A 19,236-nucleotide genomic window follows, 5' to 3' on the forward strand; every position below is an offset into this window, starting at 1 on the left:
ATTTTTGCCTAGCTGACGTTGTTATCTTTGACCTTCACACTTAGGCGACGGCCATGGTTTGTTCTTCATTTCTCGCTTGTTCAATCACCAGCCACCACTCTCTAAGCGAAGCCGCTTCCATCAATTGACCAAACGAAATGTTCTCACCCTGTTGATGCCATTTTTCCACCAACACCATCGCCCGCATCGAGTCCAAGCCAACGAACATTAAATCCTCATCAAGATCAACCTCGTCTGGTTGTATTCCTAAGCTCGTCGCAACGTCCTGCTGGATCTGTTCCAGCGTTAGCGGCTTTTGCGAACGGATTTCATCTAATGCCTCATCGAGACGCTTTACGCTGCCACTACGACTGGCCACGTATTCCAAGGTCCGCAAATGATCTTCTCGAGTAAAATCCGCAATAGCATCACCAATCACAAACGGCTGGATGTCCAGCATGAAGGCGTCTAACGTGGTCGAAAGTATGCCGATATGGCCATAAATCCCAGAAATGATGAGCTGGCTTTTCCCTTGCGCGCGCATAAACTCGAGCAATGGGGTTTTCTTAAATGCGCTGTAACGCCATTTGACGTATTCAATGTCACCCTCTTCCGGGCTGAGCGCTTCAACGATAGGTACATGATCGCCATTCAGGCCCGGCCCCCAGAAATCAGTGAGCAGCGCTCGGTCTGTCGGATGTTGGTTAGCAGGCTGCGCCGTATAGATAACGGGAATGCCCGCTTTTTTCGCTGCGGCTTTTAAGCGTTGAATATGTTGAATGATGTCAACAACTGGCGATGAATCTGGCTGATAATAGTTGACGAAATATTCTTGCATATCGTGGATCAAAAGTACGGCCTGGTCGGGATCGATTGTCCAGCCCGTTCTGTTATCTGGAAACTCAGCGGGGGTTGGCAACGGATAGCCAGCAATTTTGGGGATTCCCATGTTGATAATCCTTTCATTTTGTTTGTCATGATGGTGGCGGTTCGATTACGCGCCACTCACAGACGAAGCATGACGGTTAGCGTCGTTTTTACGAGTGATAAGCTAATCTTGGCTCACTGGCGCAAGGCCTTTTTGGCTGCGCCAATGCTGGATCTGCTGACTGATGTACCATTGGATAATGTTGTCAAAAAGTGCTTCCACATACTCTTCTGATAACCCCTGTTCATTAGCCCAATGCCGGCGTTCTTCCAGCATGGACGCCACTCGCTCAGGGGCAGGTATGCTTTTCTCATCGGGTTTAAATTGTGCGGCAGCTTTCACGTATCCCATTCTCTGAGAGAGGATATGGACAATCTCTTTATCAAGAGTGTCGATTCCCAGTCGAATATCATTGAGGCTTTCACACGCTTCTGGTTTCTTCAACGATGCCACGGTTATTTCCTTTCGATTGAATTCCTTGCTTTATGTGCGTCCGCCTCGCAGCGGTTGGCACAGACAAACAGGTTATTTCAGTGGTTGTTCACTTCGAAACCACACAAAACATAAATGAGAATGTATATCATTAACAATAATTATACAACCGCACACAACCATTTCTTTACCATACGGCCACCTACCCTCGTCGTGTTTTTCTTTTTCGACCAATAGGTTGTAGAACTATCACGGCAGAATGGTGCTTAAAATGCGCTTCTTGTCGATTTTACCTACGGCCGTTTTTGGCAACGATTTGACCGCAAACAGTTCATCAGGAAGTTTGAATGCGGCGATCTCTTTGGTTTGGAGAAATTGCCGAATGTCTCGCAACATAATTTCGGGACCTCGAATGACGGCGGCGACGGCGATTTTTTCACCTAAATGAGCATCTGGCAGGGGAAACACCGCTACTTGGGCAATTTGTGGATGCGACAATAAGAGCTCTTCTAACTCATCAGCAGCAATGTTTTCGCCAGCACGAATGATCACATCCTTTATCCGTCCAGTGACCGTGAAGTAACCGTTGGCATCGACGACCACGCGATCGCCACTGCGATAATACCCTTCATCCGTAAACGCCCGCAGATTATGCTCTGGCGCACGGTAATATCCGCTAAGCGTGTAAGGCCCTCGGGTCAGCAGTTCCCCTTCCTCTCCAATCGCAACTGGCTTGCCTTGATCATCCACAACGAGGACCTCGTCCCATTCGCTGACAGGACGACCTTGCCTTGTTGCAATAATTTCTTTGTCGTCGCCCAAACGGGTACACGCAATCAAACCTTCCGCCATACCAAAAACTTGCTGCAACGCGTTTGGAAAGGCGTTTTGCATTTCCAGCGCATCGCTATAGGCAAGCTTGGAACCACCGACTTGCATCAAACGCAAACTCGAACGATCCGTCGACTCCCATTGAGTTGCCTCCGTCCACAGCTGCGCCAATGCAGGCACCAACGCCGTTGCGGTAATACACTGTTTTTCAATAAGTTCAAAACAATAATCTGGGCTTGGGTTGGTGGTCAAAACCACTTTGCCGCCAGCATTCAACACCCCTAAGATCCCAGGACAGCCCAAGGTAAAATTGTGTGCCGCAGGCAACACCGCCAAATACACATCCTGCGCGCTGATTTCACTGGCTTTCGCACATTGCTCAACATTAAACAGATAGTCATTGTGAGTTCGGGGGATAAGTTTGGGTAGCCCTGTCGTGCCTCCAGAAACGAGGAAAAGTGCCGGGTGTTCTGGGTCTACCATCGCTGGTGTAAAATCGCCAGCGTCACACTCTGGCAACGGCGAAAATTGACCAAAATGCCCGCTGATATAGCAGCGTATGGACACTGATAGTTCCGCTTGCAACTGAGTGGCAATCGCCAACGCTTTGTCATCCTTTTCATGATTGGAGCCGATGTACACTTTTGCCTCAGAGAGTTGCATAAAGTGGCGAATTTCGACCAAACCGTGTGCAGGTAATGCCAGTACGGGAACCACACCAAGGCGCTGAAGAGCAAAAAACACGACGAGAAAATCGAGTGTATTGGCTAGCTGCAAGACAACACTGTCACCACACACAAGCCCTTCTTCTCGTAACCCAGCGGCGATCCTATCCACGCGATTGGCCAACTCGAGATAGCTCAGTGAAGTGTGATTATCGGTCACCGCTATCCTATCTGGGTGACGCCCTACTCCCTGATGAAGAATTTGCCACAGCGGCGAATTGCGCCACAAATTTGCAGCCTGATATTGTTCACTTTGAACACTAGGTTTACGCACAAAGCCATCGAGTATCTGCTTTGGTGTTTCGGTTGTCGCGACGACCATATCTATCCTTGCCTTTCTTTAAGGTCACTCCTATTTAGATTACTGGCCGTAGCACTAGGCATGAGTAACCCAAACCAATACGCAAATCAGTGATATTAATAGCACCAAATGCAAATGGTAATAATAATCATTTGAATAAATCAATCAAGTAATGATATGGTTATTTCCTACACTTAGCCGTAAAGAAAATCGGCAATAAGTCGCGAAAAATGAAAGGAAATTATTTTGTCAGAACCTCTAAAAGAGTTTGATTTGCTTGCCACGCTCAGCGAGTTACTGCGAGTCAGCGAAGCTGAAATTCAGTCCGACATCAACCTGATTGAACTGGGCCTCGACTCCATCAGTTTAATGCGCCTCACTGGTCGCCTTCGCCAAGTGGGTATCGAAGTCAACTTTGCCCAACTGATGAACTCACCAACGTTCAGCTCTTGGCAAACCATCATTTTCAACGCAAAGGCACTTGCCTAAAGCACCACGGACATGGGCTATTTGTTCGAAATAGCCTTTTCAATAGGACAAAAAAATGAAACTAAAATTAAGCGTTATGTTGGTCAGCACCCTGATTTCTGGTGGTGCAATGGCGAAAGATCTTGTGATCGAGCATTACATGGGGAGCACTAAAATTTCAGATGCACCAAAGCGTGTTGTTGTTATTGGTCATGGGGCCTTAGACGCTCTGGATTATCTTGGCATCGAGCCCGTTGCCGTTGCGAAAGCGCCAATAATGCCACAATATCTCGATAAGTTTCAGGATGCGAAATACGCCTCGGCGGGCAGCTTATTTGAGCCAGATTTTGAAACCATCTACAGCCAAAAACCAGACTTGATCATCATTGGTCCTCGTGCGACGTCCAAATACAAAGAGCTGTCGGAAATTGCCCCGACCATCGTGTTCAGTGCTGATCTCAAGCAAGGCTACTGGCAGAGCACACAAAAACAATGGCGTAATATGGGCGAAATTTTCAACGCCCAACAAAAGATTGAGCAGAAGATTAGTCAGCTCAATGAAGAGTTTGCTGCCATCAAACAATACAACGAGAAAAACCAAGTGGATGCGCTCACCATCATGACATCCGGTGGCAATATCACGACGTTTGGCTCACAATCCCGCTTTGCGTCGGTTTACGAAGATTTTGGTTTTAAGGAAAGCTCCTCTAACGTTAAGACCAACAACCACGGTGATATCATCTCTTACGAGTACATTAATAAAGCCAACCCAAGTACGCTATTGGTGATTGACGGTGATAAGCTCTCAGGAAAAGGCAATCAAGTTGAAGAACAGTATCTTGACAACGATCTGGTCAAAGCCACCAACGCTTACAAAAACAAACGAATCACCTTACTTGATCTAGACGCTTGGTATCTCTCAATCTCAGGTATTTCTGCAACGGAAAAGATGGTTTCCGACATCAAAGAGACCGTCGAATTGTAGCCATTCTCGCCAGTTGATATAGAGAAACTAATATAGAGAAACTAATTGCTATAAAAAACGCCTCTGATCAACATCAGAGGCGTTTTACTTTGGGAAGGGCTAGAAGTTCAACTGCAATGAAGCACCAATCATACGTGGTTGCTGTTTTAGCTGATCATTCAAGTTGCTCGATGTGTACAGAGTCGTTTTATTGGAATCAAATAGGTTGGTGGCAAACAGAGTAGCTCGGCCGTTTTCAAACACATAAGCCAATTGAGCATTAGCGACCCAATATGCATCAATTGTCGTGATTACCGTGTTGCTTCTATCTGAGTAGTAATCGCCCGTGTAAGCCGCGTTGGCACTTAACTCAAACCCATCAAAGAAGCTATACTGCCCTCCTAAATTACCCGTTATGTTTGGTGCTCGCTCTAGTTCTTTAGAAGTTCCATTCACCTCTTTGTATTCTGTTTTCAATAAACCTAAGTTAGCAAATAGCTCCAATGAATCTGTGGCATACCAACGTGTGCCGACCTCTACACCATAGGTTTTAGCTTCGTCTAAATTGGTAATGAATACATCACCATTGGCAAGCAGTTGGGTCATCTGCATGTCATCAAAATCGTTATAGAAGGTGTTGGTGAGTAACTCTAGCGAATGACCTAAACGATGACGAGTATAGAACTCATAGTTCCACAGGTACTCTTCTTTAAACTCGTAAGGCTTAAAACCACCAGAAGTAATACTATTGAAACCTAAGCCCGCGCCACCCGCATTGTAACCTTTTGCCACTTTAAAACCGAAGGTCTGATCATTAGCTGGCTTATACGCGATATCGAACTTAGGTAGGAAAACCCCTAACGTCTCATCATAATCAATGTTGAATACTTCAACTTTTCTTGTGATATGTTCCTTCTCATAGCGCCCTGCCAGCGTAACATCTATTGATTGCGTGATCGCATAAGTCATTTCTGCAAAGAGAGACTGCGTATCCTTACTGCCTTTCATAGGATTGCTACCGCTCGTAGTGGTAAAAGACTCATTCTGTTTAGAAGAGTAATAACGAGCACCAAACAATGCGCTCAGTCGACCGTTACTTGAAAGGTACTTCAAAATAGGTTCAACATGGTACTCCGAGCCACTGGTTGAAAAATCAAACTTATCCACTGGATATGTAAGCCGCTCGTTGGTGAAATCGGCGTAAACCACATTACTTTCAAAAGTAAATTGATCATTCAGTTGCCATGAAACATCCCATACCGTACTGAGCGAACTTGTCTCAAAAACAGCTCGAAAAGCATTTGCTCCTTCAATGTTGATGCTTTCTGACTGGGGACTACGAGAGTCCATAAGCGATACACCAAGCGTTGTTTTGAAACCATCCATTGATGAAGGCTCATAGAGTAACTTGCCTCTCAAAGAACTCATTTCAATACGGCTTGACTCACCAGCAGGGTCATAGGCTGCCAAGCCAACAAAACTTTCTTTCTTTTGTTGGTCAAAGCTGAGGCGGAATGCAAGTTCGTCTTGGATGATTGGTGCAGAGATCATTGCAGCGGTTTGTGAATAGTTTCGCTCACCAATACCTGCTTTTACTGCACTTTCAAAATGGTGGGTAGGATCGTTGGTTTTCATTACAATCGCACCCGCAGAAGAGTTACCACCTTGAATATAGCTTTGCGGACCTAAATACACTTCGACTTGCTGCATGTCCCAAAGAGAACGCGGACCAAACGCAATTTCCGAATACGTCAGTGAGCGGCCATCAATGGACATATTTAAACGAGGTGAAGTACCTGCAAAGCTCGCCAGACCACCGACAGATGGGCCAGAACCATCAATACCACGCACTGTTGGCATGCTGTTACCTTGGCCAGAGTCCACCATATTAGGAATAAGTTGCAACAGGTCATCGATCTCTGTTGCTCCTGGGGTATTGTCTATCGTCTCTTGGTCGAACACTTGGACACTCGAACTGGTGTCATAAATGGTTCTTTCTGTTTTCTCACCGATAACAACGACAACAGGCATCTCTTCTTTTTTGTTGCTGTTGGTATTATCGGTTTGAGCATAGGCTTGACCACTGGCACAAAGCCCCATCACTACCGCAGACAGAGCGTGCAGTTTAAAGATTTTTTTTTCTGCAACGCTCGTTCGCGCTGGGCGTAAAGCTGCCATTTGAATTTCTCCTTAACTCTAATAAACAACTGATTACATTCAGGATGCACAGGCATAGCGAGTGGTGCTTCTACCTCGAGATTGAGTAGAGAGGCGTAAAGAGACCGAAACTGAACAGCGTTGCACTATAGAGTCACGCTCAAAAGCCATGTGCTTGATTGCAAATATTCCGACTGACATACGTTCCAAACGGGGGCTGATTCAGGCCAAAAGCATAAACTCAACTATCGAGTGGTATAACAACGTAGTTCACAACGCATTCTAATTATTGATAATTTAAATGTAAAGCATTCTCATTTGCATTTGTGAGAATATAGGCTACTCACCGCATGAGATGCCTTCATTGTCCTGAGTTCTGTTCGGCTAAGGTATTGAATGATTGATGCATAAACACCATCAACTGCTCACTGAGATGGGTGATTTGCTCTTGTCCAAACCATCGTTGTTCGCCTTCTATCGTGAAGGTAATGTTGGCTGCGTCCTTCCTTACGCGAAATGTCATATTGAGTCCATCATTGGTGCCATTCGCGACGACCTTGCGCTCACTCTGACACCCACCAAATACAATATCCTCATCAATAAGCACATTGATATAAGGGGACTGACTTGCTTTTACATTAAGACTGGCACTTAGGGGGTACTTACCGTGACGATAAAGAAGACGTAACTCAGCCATGAGCCGCTTCACCCTATCCACAAAGTTTTCCTCGATATCGACATTGATCCACAGCGGTAAGGTGTTGACCATCAAACAAGGCGTATTGGCGCAACGGTTACCCATTCGATTTAAATAGGGTAGCCAGATCCACAATCCGTCACTTGCCGATTGCTGCTCTGTGAGAACCTGCTTTTCAACGCAGTACAGACCGACCAAAACCACCAACAAATCCACCCAAGCCCACTGCTGTTGTTGGCTGACGTTTAAGAGCGCCGCTCTTAGCTCAGGATCAACCTCCTTTGCAACGGCAAAAGTGTCGTTATTGAAGTCATCATCGTTGTACGAGATAAACGAGTGCTGATTGATATAATCCAACCAAAAACGTTGGTCTTTCTCTGCTCGCTCACTACACAAATAAGCCTGCTCATTTCTGACGTAAGTATCGAATCCTTTAAACACAACGGGAAGCGTCTGGCTTTGTATGAATGCAGAATAGAGAGAGGCACATCGTTGCTCTATTAAGTGCAAGCTGTAGCCATCAAGCGCGATGTGGTGGCTTCTTATGTACCAAAGTGTCTTAACCTCACTGAGCCGAAAAATGGCTTGATAGGTCAGCACCTCCCCTGTCAGATCAATTGGCTTCGCAATGTCATCACGGATTTTCTGCCACGCGAGTTGTTCCGCTTCGGCTTCATCAGTCAAGTTGATGCAATCCAGCACTATCGCAGAACAGCCCAGCACCACTTGACGTGGATACCCTTGCTCATCGCAACCAAAACAGAGCCGCAGCGCTTCCGCTTCTTGTGTGGTTTCCAAAATAGCTTGATACAAACATTCGATATCGCACTCTCCGCTGATCTCGATACAGTGTGCCACATTGGAAAAAGCTCTTTCAGGGAAAGCAAGATACTCAGCCCAGTATTCTTGCTGAGCCAAAGAGAGTGGGAAAAACACAGGTTTACTCATTTGCCTATCGAATCGTAATAAAAGATAGAACAAATGATAACAACATCACCACTGCAATCAATGATAATAGTTATCAATTACAATTAATCTAATGTTTGTTGGGTTGTTATCTGGGAAAGTAAGGGAAAGTCGTTGTTGGGAAAAATAATGAGCTGGTATTAGGAAAGAAAATGTAATCGCTTACCAGCTCGGCTTGCTTTGGTTAACACTAGGCTTGTTTAGAAGCTTCTTTAGCATCTTTCCAATACTGGATGCGGATGCGATGAAGCTGAGCTTTTCTCATTTTTTTCATAGCCATCTTCCTCATTAATTATGTGCCCTACTCATGCAGGACTTTTTGTTTAGGTCATATTCCTCAATAACATATCGAGGAATGTTCGTTTTGACCGTGATTAATTTCACAAGTTAATGATAAACACCTGACTGTTACAATTCGTTTTTGAACACTAAGGCAGGTTTCATTTTCTAACCGTTACTAACTTATGCTTCTCTTATGACAGAAAAATGGCATTTTTGTTCCGTTTTCCTGACGATTAAAAAACATACAATTTTTGTACCATTAAAAGTAGGACACCATTTGCCGCTTCGACAAGCCTTCACAGACGAATTCAGCCTTAATAAAAAGAAAATGTGATGTCACGCATTTCGAACTAAGGTGCGATAAAAAGGTGCTGCAACCAATTTGCCATTCACTTTGTGCGAGATCTCTTACAAGCCTTGTAAGCTTTTCACTTTTCATTTCGAGGAAAACGTATTAATTAACTGACTAAGTCAATGTATTTTAAGAACTATCACTTTTTCACTTTAAAAATACACGAAAAAAATTCTCTGCAGACAATTGCCGCCAACCGACAAAAATTCAATACTGTCTTCGTCAACAGGATGTTGGCGGGAACAGGAACAAAGCCTAAAGGATTGGGTATCTTCAGGATGAAGATTTGATAACTTAGGATGAGTTGTCAGCAAGGACGTTACACTCTGGGATAGAGTTACGCCAGTCAGGATGACAGGCCAGTAAGGACACCGCTAGGAAGGCGATGGACAAAGGATTAGGTTAAAGGATTTAGCCAATATCATGGATAGATGCAGGGAGCACTATCAGTAGCTGGATTGCTGCGAAAGAGAATAAGCCCCGCTTGGGAAACCAGGCGGGGTTTTATTTTTTCCAACTCGGAAATTAGATACATTTATCAATAAAAAATTCCATCTATGCGGTGAATATCTCGAAATAGCCTGCCAGATGTCCGTTTTCTACGACTTTCTCATCGTGCAAAACCGCAAGCCAATAGTAAATTAATTTCCAGACAGCTCTTGACACTCAACTGCGATAAGGGCGCAATGGCGATAGATTTTTTTTGTCATTACGATGATTTTTTTTCGTTTTCATCGTCTTATAAAAAAAACTAAGGTGCGCACCTCTAAACGATGTGGTGTCCTACCACACTCCTTAATCGTATTAGCGAATGGTTAGTGCCGATTTATTCGGTTCATGTCACATCATTTAAACCTGTTCGCTTTATCCTACAATGATTTAAAACTGGTACTGACTTACTAAGGAATTGCCATGCGTATTGCTATTCTTTCTCGTAATGAGAATCTGTATTCCACCATGCGTCTAAAACAGGCGGGTGAAGCACGTGGTCACGAGGTCGATGTGATCGACACGTTACACTGCTATATGGATATTACGAGTAACAACCCGAAGATCCGCTATAAGGGTGAAGAATTGCCGCAATACGATGCCATCATTCCGCGTATTGGTGCCTCTGTCACTTTCTACGGCACAGCAGTCGTCCGCCAGTTTGAAATGATGGGCACGTTCGTGGTTAACGAATCCGTTGCCATCAGCCGCTCTCGCGATAAATTGCGCTCTCTGCAATTGTTGTCACGTAAAGGCATTGGTTTGCCACGTACCGGTTTTGCTCACCATCCAGACAACATCCAAGACGTGATCCGCAATGTAGGCGGCGCACCTTTGGTGATTAAGTTACTGGAAGGCACACAAGGCATTGGTGTGGTATTGGCAGAAACCAATAAAGCGGCAGAAAGTGTCATTGAAGCCTTCATGGGCTTAAAAGCCAATATCATGGTGCAAGAATTCATTGAAGAAGCAAAAGGCGCAGACATTCGCTGTTTCGTTGTGGGCAACAAAGTGATTGCTGCGATGAAACGCCAAGCGAAAGAAGGCGAGTTCCGTTCTAACTTACACCGTGGTGGCAGTGCGCAATTGGTTCGTTTGAGCAAAGAAGAGCGCGCTACCGCTATTAATGCGGCAAAAGTGATGGGGCTAAACCTGTGTGGTGTTGATATTCTTCAATCTAAGAATGGCCCAGTGGTCATGGAAGTGAACTCTTCTCCAGGTTTAGAAGGTATCGAGCAAGCGACCAACAAAGATGTGGCAGGCATGATTTACGAATTTATCGAAAAGAACGCCAAACCAAATTCAAACCGTACCAAAGGTAGAGGTTAATGACGCGGTGGAAGCCAGACTTCCACTATTCTTAAAATTGCGAAGCAAGCTTGGATAATGACTATGACTCAGAAACTGATCATCGGAAATACTGAAGCTGTCTGCTTACCAGAGTTAGGGATTACTCACCTAGAGACACGAATTGATACTGGCGCGCAGACTTCTTCTCTGCACGTAGATAATTTGATCTGCATAAAGAAAGACGGCAAACAATATGTGGAGTTTGATCTTCACCCGGATGTTTACAATCTGGAGAAAATTGTACGTTGTTTGGCGCCTCTCAAAGGCAGCAGAAAAATCAAATCATCAAACGGTACCTTTGAACACCGCTGCGTGATCACCACCACTCTGCGCTTAGCCGATCAAGAGTGGCCAATTGATATCACGTTGAGTAATCGCCAAGACATGACTTACATGATGTTGTTGGGCCGTCAAGGCATGGCTGATCGCGTATTGGTAGACCCAAGCCAGTCACACATTTTGGCCAACTAACGAGATTTGTTATCTCATTCCACGGAGAGCTTCGGCTCTCCGTTTTTTATTAGCCCCTTTTCCAAAGGGAACGCCACAAACCACGTAGCTTGATTTTTGTCACTCGCCAGTGAGTCACTGGACGCTGAGGGGTGGTGTCTAAAATATGTTGGTACGCGGCAAGATCAAACTTACGCTCTCCGCCATGCGCCAACAGCAAGGTTGTCGGCTGCATGTGAAAAACTCGTTCTAATGAAGCGCGATATTTGTTGGGATGGAAAATGGGAAATGGCGCGATGAGTTTTCTTTTCACTTCAACCATCAAGTCCGCCACATACAGAATGCCCTTTTCTGCATGATACACCGACAAATCTCGATCGGTGTGACCGGGCGTTTCAAGCACCACCCAATCAGAAAACTCCGGAATGCATTCACCATCATTGAGCTTATGATCCGGATTTAACGCTCGTGAATACCATAGATTACGCCATGGTTTTTTTAACCGATTTGCCATCCACGCCGCCAACAGTAAGTCTGTCATATGCATCAACCAGCCATCAACACCATGATACCAATCGAGATCTCGATTTGCCGCCACGACTTGGCATCCCGTCAACTGACGTAATCGATGCGCGCCACCCGCGTGATCTGGATGCATGTGTGTCACCACGACCACTTTCAAATCACAAAAAGAACGCCCTAGATCCTGTTCAATGAAACGACGCAGATAGGGAATGTCCGCTCGACTTGCACCGTCAAGCAACAGCAGTTTGTCCGCATACTCCACCAAATACATGATTTGGATATAGCCTTTAATCGTATGTAATTGCACAAAATATCCTTTTTGTTGCATTCGCGCCTGTTTACAGCGCTGATAAGGCTCTTTCCTTAAGCCTCTGGTCTGACCAATAAGTTAGCAGCAAAACCGTAACACGTCTGCACTGGGTAACAAACCCTGTGATATCAAACTTTAAGTAATCTACGCTTGACCTTACCCTAGGGTAAAGCTTTAGAGTGGCGCTAAGTTTTTCATTAAAGGCACGACATGCGTTTCTCTTCTCTTCGCATATTCTGGATATCCTTTATCAGCATGTTCGCCATGTTGAGCTCAAGTTTTGCCTCCAGCGCGCCTTTAATGACTTTTCAGATGCTAAGCACAGTGCAGTCTCAAAGCACAATGACATCCGACTGTGGTATGAGCGTGAAGGTGGTTGATCCCCACGCGTTGCACTCCGGAAGTCATCAATCGGCAAGCTCTCAAGCCGAAAGTAATCAAGCGGCTAAGACGCCAAACAGCCACTGCGCCACAGACGCCCCATCGATACACAATTGCTGTACTGCGGCTTGTGTCAGTGTCTTTGCGTTTTTGCCTCAAACTGCGCACTCCTTACCTGTCTCTTATCACATGGCGCTGATCCCTCGTGAATCAACCGCTTGGTCTATTGAAAGACAGCAATCTCTCTATCGCCCCCCAATAGCGTAATCCGATCATCAATATGTCGTATCACAAGCTCTAACGAGCTGTGGTGTGTATTTTCACGTCGCTTTTTGACGTGCAGATTGGATTATAAAAATGAAACCAAGCTTATTGGCGCTGTGTATCAGCGTTTCCGCTCTGGTTGCAACTCCAGTGATGGCGCAGTCTTCCACTGCCACATCTGGTCAGTTGCTCTCACAGAGCGATCCTTTAACCCTGCTGATTGAACAGGCTCTGGCGAATGACGCCAGCCGCAAGCAGATTTTTGCCCAATCACAAGCCATGCGAGAAAGCGGCGTTGCAGCCTCTACCTTGATGGATCCCAAACTGAAAGTGGGCTTTGGTGGTTTACCTGTCGATAGCTTTAAATTCGACGAAGACCCCATGACCAACATTTCTGTCGGCCTAATGCAGCAATTTGAACGTGGTTCTACTCTTGAATTGCAAAGTAAAAAGGCATCACAACAAGCAGATGGCATGGCTTTGCAAGTGGCAGCGCGAGAGCGCGAAGTGGCCAACGGCATCACCCAACTCTGGCTGGAGCTCGGCTATCAACAGCAAGCAGAGCGCGTTCTGCTTGAAAATCAGCGCTTAATGCGTGAGCTAGAAAGTTTCATTAGCACCAACTATTCGATTGGTAAGAGTGAAGCCCAGGACCTGCTCAATGCACAGTTGCAAGTCAGCCAATTAGAAGAAAAGCTGCAAGCCAACCAGCAGATGCAACGCCGCATTCTGTCACAAATGTCCGAATGGCTCGGCAGCGAATGGCTGTATCAACAACGCGATCTCAAAGCGAGTAACCAGCTCAATTGGGATGCATTAGAGCGTTTATTGTCGGCGTCATCCACGACTCAGCACTTCGCCCAATTGGCCCAACATCCGATGGTGCAAATGGCCAACGCCAATATTGCGGTCAGCCAAACGCAAGTAGAGCTTGCCGAGCAATCTTACACCCCTCAATTTGGTGTCGAAGTGATGTATGCCTACCGCCAAGCCAACAATATGAAGGGGGAACCCGCCTCCGATCTGGTTAGTGCGTATCTCACGATGGATATCCCACTGTTTACCGGAAATCGTCAAGACCGAGCACACGCTGCGGCCCAATATCAGGTGGGTGCGGCTCAATCGCAAAAAGATCTCCTCCTGGCACAGATGAACGCCAAAGTGAACGCGTTATTGGTGGATAGAAGCAATCTCGAGCAGCGCCTTGAACGCTACCAAAATACCTTACTTGAACAAGCCAAAGCGCGCACCAAAGCCGTTGAGCGGGGCTACCAAAACAGCACTGCACAATTTAACGACGTGATCGCTGCTACCAGAGATGAGTTGGCAGTGGAGTTGGAGTCGCAGCGCCTTCTCACCGACCTCAATCAAGTGAACAGTAATCTTGCGATGTTGCTTGGCGGCTTCACCTATACCGTCGCCCAACCCGAACTCGCTGATATTGACGTGAACCGTCGCTAATTTGCCAAGGAATTACAGAATGAAATCACTACAAATCGCAACGGTTGCCCTACTGATTGGCAGTGCACTCGGTTTTACGGCTAACCAATATTTCAATGGGCATGACATGAGTGCCATGGCTGCTACCGACAACAAAGCAAGTAATGAGCCGCTGTATTGGGTTGCGCCAATGGACCCAAATTACAAACGCGATAAACCCGGCAAGTCACCTATGGGGATGGATCTCATTCCCGTCTATGCCGACGATCTCGCTGGGGCAAACGACAAGCCCGGAACGGTGAAGATCGACCCTTCAGTTGAAAACAACCTAGGGGTAAAAACGGCCGCAGTCGAACTGGCCAAGCTATCTCCACGTATTGAAACCGTTGGTTATATCGCCTTTGACGAAAGTAAGCTGTGGCAAACCAACGTCCGTGTTTCCGGCTGGGTAGAAAAACTCTACATCAATGCAGTGGGCGAACAGGTAAAAAAAGGCGATGTCCTCTTTACGCTTTACTCTCCTGAACTGGTTAAAGCGCAAGAAGAGCTGCTCAATGCCAAACGCACTGGCCGTGATGGGCTGGTTAAAGGCGCGACTGAGCGATTACTTTCTTTGGGCGTCGACCGCGAACAGATCAACCAAGTGATTCGACGTGGTAAAGCATCACAAACCATCGAGATCAAAGCGCTCGCTAATGGCGTTATCGCCAGTCTCAACATTCGCGAAGGTGGCTACTTATCACCCGCACAAGCGGTCATCAGTGCTGGCCCTCTCCATGAAGTGTGGGTAGATGCGGAAGTGTTCGAGCGACAAGCACACTGGTTGACTAATGGTAGCCAAGCGAGCATGACGTTGGATGCACTGCCCGGCAAAGCTTGGCAAGGTGAGGTCGACTACGTTTACCCAATTCTTGATCCGAAAACACGCACATTACGCATGCGTCTTAAGTTTGCCAACCCAAATGGTGAACTCAAACCAAACATGTTCGCCAACATCACCTTGCAGCCCGTCAGCGACTCCGAAGTGCTCACCGTACCAAAATCTTCGGTGATCCGCTCAGGTGGTATGACGCGTGTGGTTTTGGCGGAAGGTGAAGGCAAATACCGCTCAGCACGCATCGAAACCGGCCGAGAAGCCGATGACAAAGTGGAAGTGCTCCAAGGCCTAAACCAGGGGGATCGCATTGTCACCTCTGCACACTTTATGCTTGATTCAGAATCGAGCCAAAGCGCCGACCTCTCTCGTATTAATGGTGTTGAAGCGCCAGCAGAAACCGCGTGGGCAAAAGGCGAAATCACCGATCTTATGGCCGATCACGGCATGTTAACCATTAACCACCAGCCTGTACCAGAGTGGAACTGGCCCGGCATGACGATGAACTTCAACGCCGCGCAAGGTGTAGACCTAAGTGCGCTACAAAAAGGACAAGCCATCGAATTCGAAATGCAAAAAACCGACGACGGCCAATATCAAATCGTCGCTATCAAGGCAGACAACAGCGTCATTGCGTCTGAAGTTTGGCTCAGTGGGGATATCTCCATGTTGATGGCAGATTTTGGCATGGTCACGCTGAGTCACCTTCCCGTGACAGAGTGGAACTGGCAAGCAGGCGAAATCAACTTCTCTGTGGGTGACGAAATCAACTTGTCGGGCTTTGAGGAGGGGCAAAAAGTGCGCTTTCTAGTCGCCAAAGAAGGCTCTGACTACCAGTTGAAACAGCTTGAAGCGATGGGAGGTCAATAATGATAGCAGCGATCATTCGTTGGTCTCTCAACAACCGTTTTCTGGTGTTGATAGCCACGCTATTTCTTACCCTCGGCGGGCTGTACAGCGTTAAAAACACGCCCGTCGATGCGCTTCCCGATCTCTCTGATGTGCAGGTGATCATCAAAACCAGTTACCCAGGTCAAGCGCCGCAGGTCGTGGAAGATCAAGTGACCTACCCACTCACCACCGCCATGTTAGCGGTGCCGGGGGCAGAAACGGTGCGCGGTTACTCGTTTTTTGGTGATTCATACGTCTACATCATCTTCAATGATAAGACCGACATGTATTGGGCGCGCTCTCGCGTTTTGGAGTATTTAAGCCAAGTGGCGCCAAAATTGCCACCCAATGCCAAGCCGACACTCGGCCCCGATGCGACGGGTGTGGGCTGGATCTACAGCTACGTGCTGCAAGACAAAACAGGTAAGCATGATTTAGCTCAGCTACGAAGCCTACAAGACTGGTTCCTAAAGTATGAGCTGCAAACTGTTGAAGGGGTGTCGGAAGTCGCCACCGTTGGCGGCATGGTCAAACAATACCAAGTGCAGATCGATCCTGCGAAATTGCGTGCTTACAACTTAACGTTGCAGCAAGTCAACATGGCGATTCAAAACGGCAACCAAGAAACGGGCGCCTCCGTGATTGAGGTGGCAGAAGCCGAGCACATGGTGCGCACCACGGGCTATCTCAGCAGCGTTGAGGATATTCAGTCTCTACCGCTTAAAGTGACCGACAAGGGTACACCACTGCTCCTCGGCGACATTGCCGATATCAACATTGGCCCACAAATGCGCCGCGGCATCTCTGAATTTAATGGTGAAGGGGAAGCCGTGGGTGGCGTGATCGTGATGCGTTTTGGTGAGAACGCCAGCCAAGTGATCGACAACGTCAAAGCAAAACTGGCAGACCTGCAACGCAGCCTACCAGAAGGCGTGGAAATCGTGTCGACTTACGATCGCTCGACCCTGATCAATGCGGCGGTTGAGAATCTTTGGAAAAAACTCGCCGAAGAGTTCATTGTGGTGGCCGTGGTCTGTGCGCTGTTCTTGTTCCACATCCGCTCGTCACTGGTCATCGCGCTTAGCTTGCCTGTTGGTATTCTCTCTGCCTTTATTGTCATGCACTGGCAAGGGATTAACGCCAATATCATGTCTCTCGGTGGCATCGCGATTGCGATTGGAGCCATGGTGGACGGGGCGATCGTAATGATCGAAAACGTGCACAAGCACATCGAACGGACACCACTCACCGACAAAAACCGTTGGCAAGTGATTGGCAAAGCAGCCGAAGAAGTAGGTGCACCGCTGTTCTTCTCACTGCTTATCATTACGTTAAGCTTTGTGCCCGTGTTCGCTCTTGAAGGTCAAGAAGGCAAAATGTTCTCGCCACTTGCCTTCACCAAAACCTACGCAATGGCGGCGGCAGCGGGTCTAGCGATTACACTTGTACCCGTGCTCATGGGGTACTTTATTCGTGGTAACGTACTGCCTGAACACAAAAACCCAGTCAACAAAGGGTTGGTTTCGCTCTATCGCCCACTACTGAGTTTAAGTCTGAAATACCCGAAATCGATGATTGTACTGGCGTTGGGACTGATGGCCTCGGCTTACTATCCAACCAGTAAATTAGGCAGTGAATTTATCCCGCCATTGGATGAAGGCGACTTGATGTACATGCCAACCACCTATCCGGGCATTTCCATCGGTAAAGCGCGTGAGCTCTTGCAACAAACCAACAAGCTGATCAAAACCGTACCGGAAGTGGAAACGGTGTGGGGCAAAATTGGCCGTGCCGATACCGCAACCGATCCCGCGCCACTGACGATGATCGAGACGGTTATCCAGCTCAAACCGCGCGACCAATGGCGTGAAGGCGTAACGACAGAATCACTTCGCAAGGAGTTTGATAACCTTGTTCAGTTCCCGGGCTTAACCAACGCATGGGTAATGCCCATCAAAACCCGTATCGACATGCTTGCCACAGGCATCAAAACACCGATCGGAATTAAGATCGCCGGTCCTGATTTGAAGGTAATCGAGCAGATCGGCTCACAACTCGAACCGATCCTCAAAGGCGTGCAAGGCACCGCGTCGGTTTACGCTGAGCGTGTTGCGGGTGGACGTTATGTCACCATCGACATCAAACGTAAAGCGGCAGCACGTTACGGTTTGAGCATTAAAGATGTCCAACAAGTGATTTCTACCGCGGTTGGCGGCATGAACGTGGGAGAAACCATTGAAGGTCTGGAACGTTACCCCATCAATGTGCGTTATCCGCAAGACTACCGTGATTCCGTGGTCAAACTGCAAAACCTACCTCTGGTAACGCCCAACGGAGCACGCATTGCACTCGCCGATGTGGCAGACATTCGCTATGAAGATGGCCCACCGATGATCAAAACCGAAAACGCGCGTCCAAACGGCTGGGTGTTTGTCGATATTGATGGTCGCGATTTGGGTTCTTACGTACAAGAAGCGCAAAACGTGGTGGCAGAACAGCTTGAACTTCCCGCTGGCTATTCACTCGCTTGGTCTGGTCAGTATGAATATATGGAACGCGCCAAAGAACGACTCAGTGTCGTGGTGCCAATTACGCTGGCCATCATCATACTGCTGTTGTACTTCAGCTTCCGTCGCGTTGGCGAAGTACTGATCATCATGGCGACACTCCCTCTGGCGATGGTGGGCGGACTGTGGCTGATGCATTACCTCGGTTACAACTTCTCCATTGCGGTAGGGGTTGGCTTTATCGCACTGGCTGGGGTGGCGGTGGAAATCGGCGTCATCATGCTCGTCTACCTCAACCAAGCGTGGCATTACAAAAAGCTTCACGCTGAAGAGAACAAACTGTCGCTCGTTGCACAAGATCTCACCGATGCGATCCGCGAAGGCGCTGGCTTACGTGTACGCCCTGTCATGATGACAGTGCTAACGGTGATTATTGGCCTTATCCCAATCATGTACGGTGAAGGTACGGGCTCTGAGGTGATGCAACGCATCGCAGCCCCGATGATTGGCGGCATGGCTTCAGCACTTCTGCTCACGCTATTGGTTCTCCCTGCCATATTCAAGTTATGGAAAAGCAAAGAACTGACTAAAACCGAATAGAAAATCAGGGGCAGTACTGACTGCCCTCTTAACAAAACAATCAACAACAGAAAACAAAAGAACACGACTTAAA

General features: G+C 47.3%; 14 protein-coding genes. 8 read left to right on the top strand and 6 right to left on the bottom strand.

What is annotated here, in order from left to right:
- Positions 1–40 precede the first annotated feature (40 nt).
- The 3 genes from PQQ36_RS04030 to PQQ36_RS04040 all read right to left on the bottom strand — a co-directional run bounded on the left by PQQ36_RS04030 (position 41) and on the right by PQQ36_RS04040 (position 3,217).
- Positions 41–928 carry an isochorismatase family protein gene (locus PQQ36_RS04030; protein WP_011081755.1) on the bottom strand — a complete coding sequence of 296 codons (888 nt, stop codon included), beginning with the start codon at positions 926–928 and terminating at the stop codon, positions 41–43.
- A 102-nt stretch (positions 929–1,030) separates the two neighbouring features.
- Positions 1,031–1,360 carry an isochorismate lyase gene (locus tag PQQ36_RS04035; protein ID WP_011081756.1) on the bottom strand — a complete coding sequence of 110 codons (330 nt, stop codon included), beginning with the start codon at positions 1,358–1,360 and terminating at the stop codon, positions 1,031–1,033.
- 228 nt (positions 1,361–1,588) lie between these two features.
- Positions 1,589–3,217, bottom strand: coding sequence for a (2,3-dihydroxybenzoyl)adenylate synthase (locus PQQ36_RS04040; protein WP_123773391.1), 1,629 nt, complete (start codon positions 3,215–3,217; stop codon positions 1,589–1,591).
- Positions 3,218–3,442: 225 nt separating this feature from the next.
- Here PQQ36_RS04040 and PQQ36_RS04045 point away from each other — a divergent pair, with 225 nt between their 5' ends.
- On the top strand, positions 3,443–3,685 hold the full coding sequence (locus tag PQQ36_RS04045; RefSeq protein WP_017421574.1) for a phosphopantetheine-binding protein: 243 nt from the start codon (positions 3,443–3,445) through the stop codon (positions 3,683–3,685).
- 55 nt (positions 3,686–3,740) lie between these two features.
- Positions 3,741–4,649: a siderophore ABC transporter substrate-binding protein gene (locus PQQ36_RS04050; RefSeq protein ID WP_011081759.1), complete on the top strand. Its 909-nt coding sequence runs from the start codon at positions 3,741–3,743 to the stop codon at positions 4,647–4,649.
- 99 nt (positions 4,650–4,748) lie between these two features.
- On the opposite strand, the gene PQQ36_RS04055 is transcribed toward PQQ36_RS04050, so the two are convergent.
- Both PQQ36_RS04055 and PQQ36_RS04060 read right to left on the bottom strand, forming a co-directional pair.
- Positions 4,749–6,806 (bottom strand): TonB-dependent receptor domain-containing protein, encoded by a 2,058-nt coding sequence (locus PQQ36_RS04055; RefSeq protein WP_040111013.1) that lies wholly within the window; start codon positions 6,804–6,806, stop codon positions 4,749–4,751.
- A 340-nt stretch (positions 6,807–7,146) separates the two neighbouring features.
- A complete protein-coding gene (locus PQQ36_RS04060; RefSeq protein WP_273660372.1) occupies positions 7,147–8,430 on the bottom strand; it encodes a condensation domain-containing protein in 1,284 nt (427 codons plus the stop codon).
- Between the two features lie 1,564 nt (positions 8,431–9,994).
- On the opposite strand from PQQ36_RS04060, the gene rimK reads away from it, so the two are divergent.
- Entirely contained in the window at positions 9,995–10,900 is a 906-nt protein-coding gene (gene rimK, locus PQQ36_RS04065; RefSeq protein WP_011081763.1) for a 30S ribosomal protein S6--L-glutamate ligase, read from the top strand.
- 63 nt (positions 10,901–10,963) lie between these two features.
- On the top strand, positions 10,964–11,392 hold the full coding sequence (locus PQQ36_RS04070; protein ID WP_011081764.1) for an ATP-dependent zinc protease family protein: 429 nt from the start codon (positions 10,964–10,966) through the stop codon (positions 11,390–11,392).
- 49 nt (positions 11,393–11,441) lie between these two features.
- Here the strand turns inward: PQQ36_RS04070 and PQQ36_RS04075 are convergent, their stop codons facing one another.
- Positions 11,442–12,203, bottom strand: a complete 762-nt coding sequence (locus tag PQQ36_RS04075; RefSeq protein WP_185892799.1) for an MBL fold metallo-hydrolase — start codon at positions 12,201–12,203, stop codon at positions 11,442–11,444.
- Between the two features lie 213 nt (positions 12,204–12,416).
- Here PQQ36_RS04075 and PQQ36_RS04080 point away from each other — a divergent pair, with 213 nt between their 5' ends.
- The 4 genes from PQQ36_RS04080 (at position 12,417) to PQQ36_RS04095 (ending at position 19,163) form a co-directional block, all read left to right on the top strand.
- Entirely contained in the window at positions 12,417–12,854 is a 438-nt protein-coding gene (locus PQQ36_RS04080; RefSeq protein WP_185892797.1) for a hypothetical protein, read from the top strand.
- A gap of 90 nt (positions 12,855–12,944) precedes the next feature.
- Positions 12,945–14,312, top strand: a complete 1,368-nt coding sequence (locus tag PQQ36_RS04085) for a TolC family protein (RefSeq protein WP_101957576.1) — start codon at positions 12,945–12,947, stop codon at positions 14,310–14,312.
- 19 nt (positions 14,313–14,331) lie between these two features.
- Entirely contained in the window at positions 14,332–16,035 is a 1,704-nt protein-coding gene (locus PQQ36_RS04090) for an efflux RND transporter periplasmic adaptor subunit (RefSeq protein WP_263226583.1), read from the top strand.
- Entirely contained in the window at positions 16,035–19,163 is a 3,129-nt protein-coding gene (locus PQQ36_RS04095; protein ID WP_130247260.1) for an efflux RND transporter permease subunit, read from the top strand. Before PQQ36_RS04090 ends, PQQ36_RS04095 begins: the two co-directional genes overlap by 1 nt.
- The last annotated feature ends 73 nt before the right edge of the window (positions 19,164–19,236 follow it).

The organism is Vibrio sp. CCUG 15886 (assembly GCF_028570825.1).
Lineage (GTDB): Bacteria > Pseudomonadota > Gammaproteobacteria > Enterobacterales > Vibrionaceae > Vibrio > Vibrio vulnificus_B.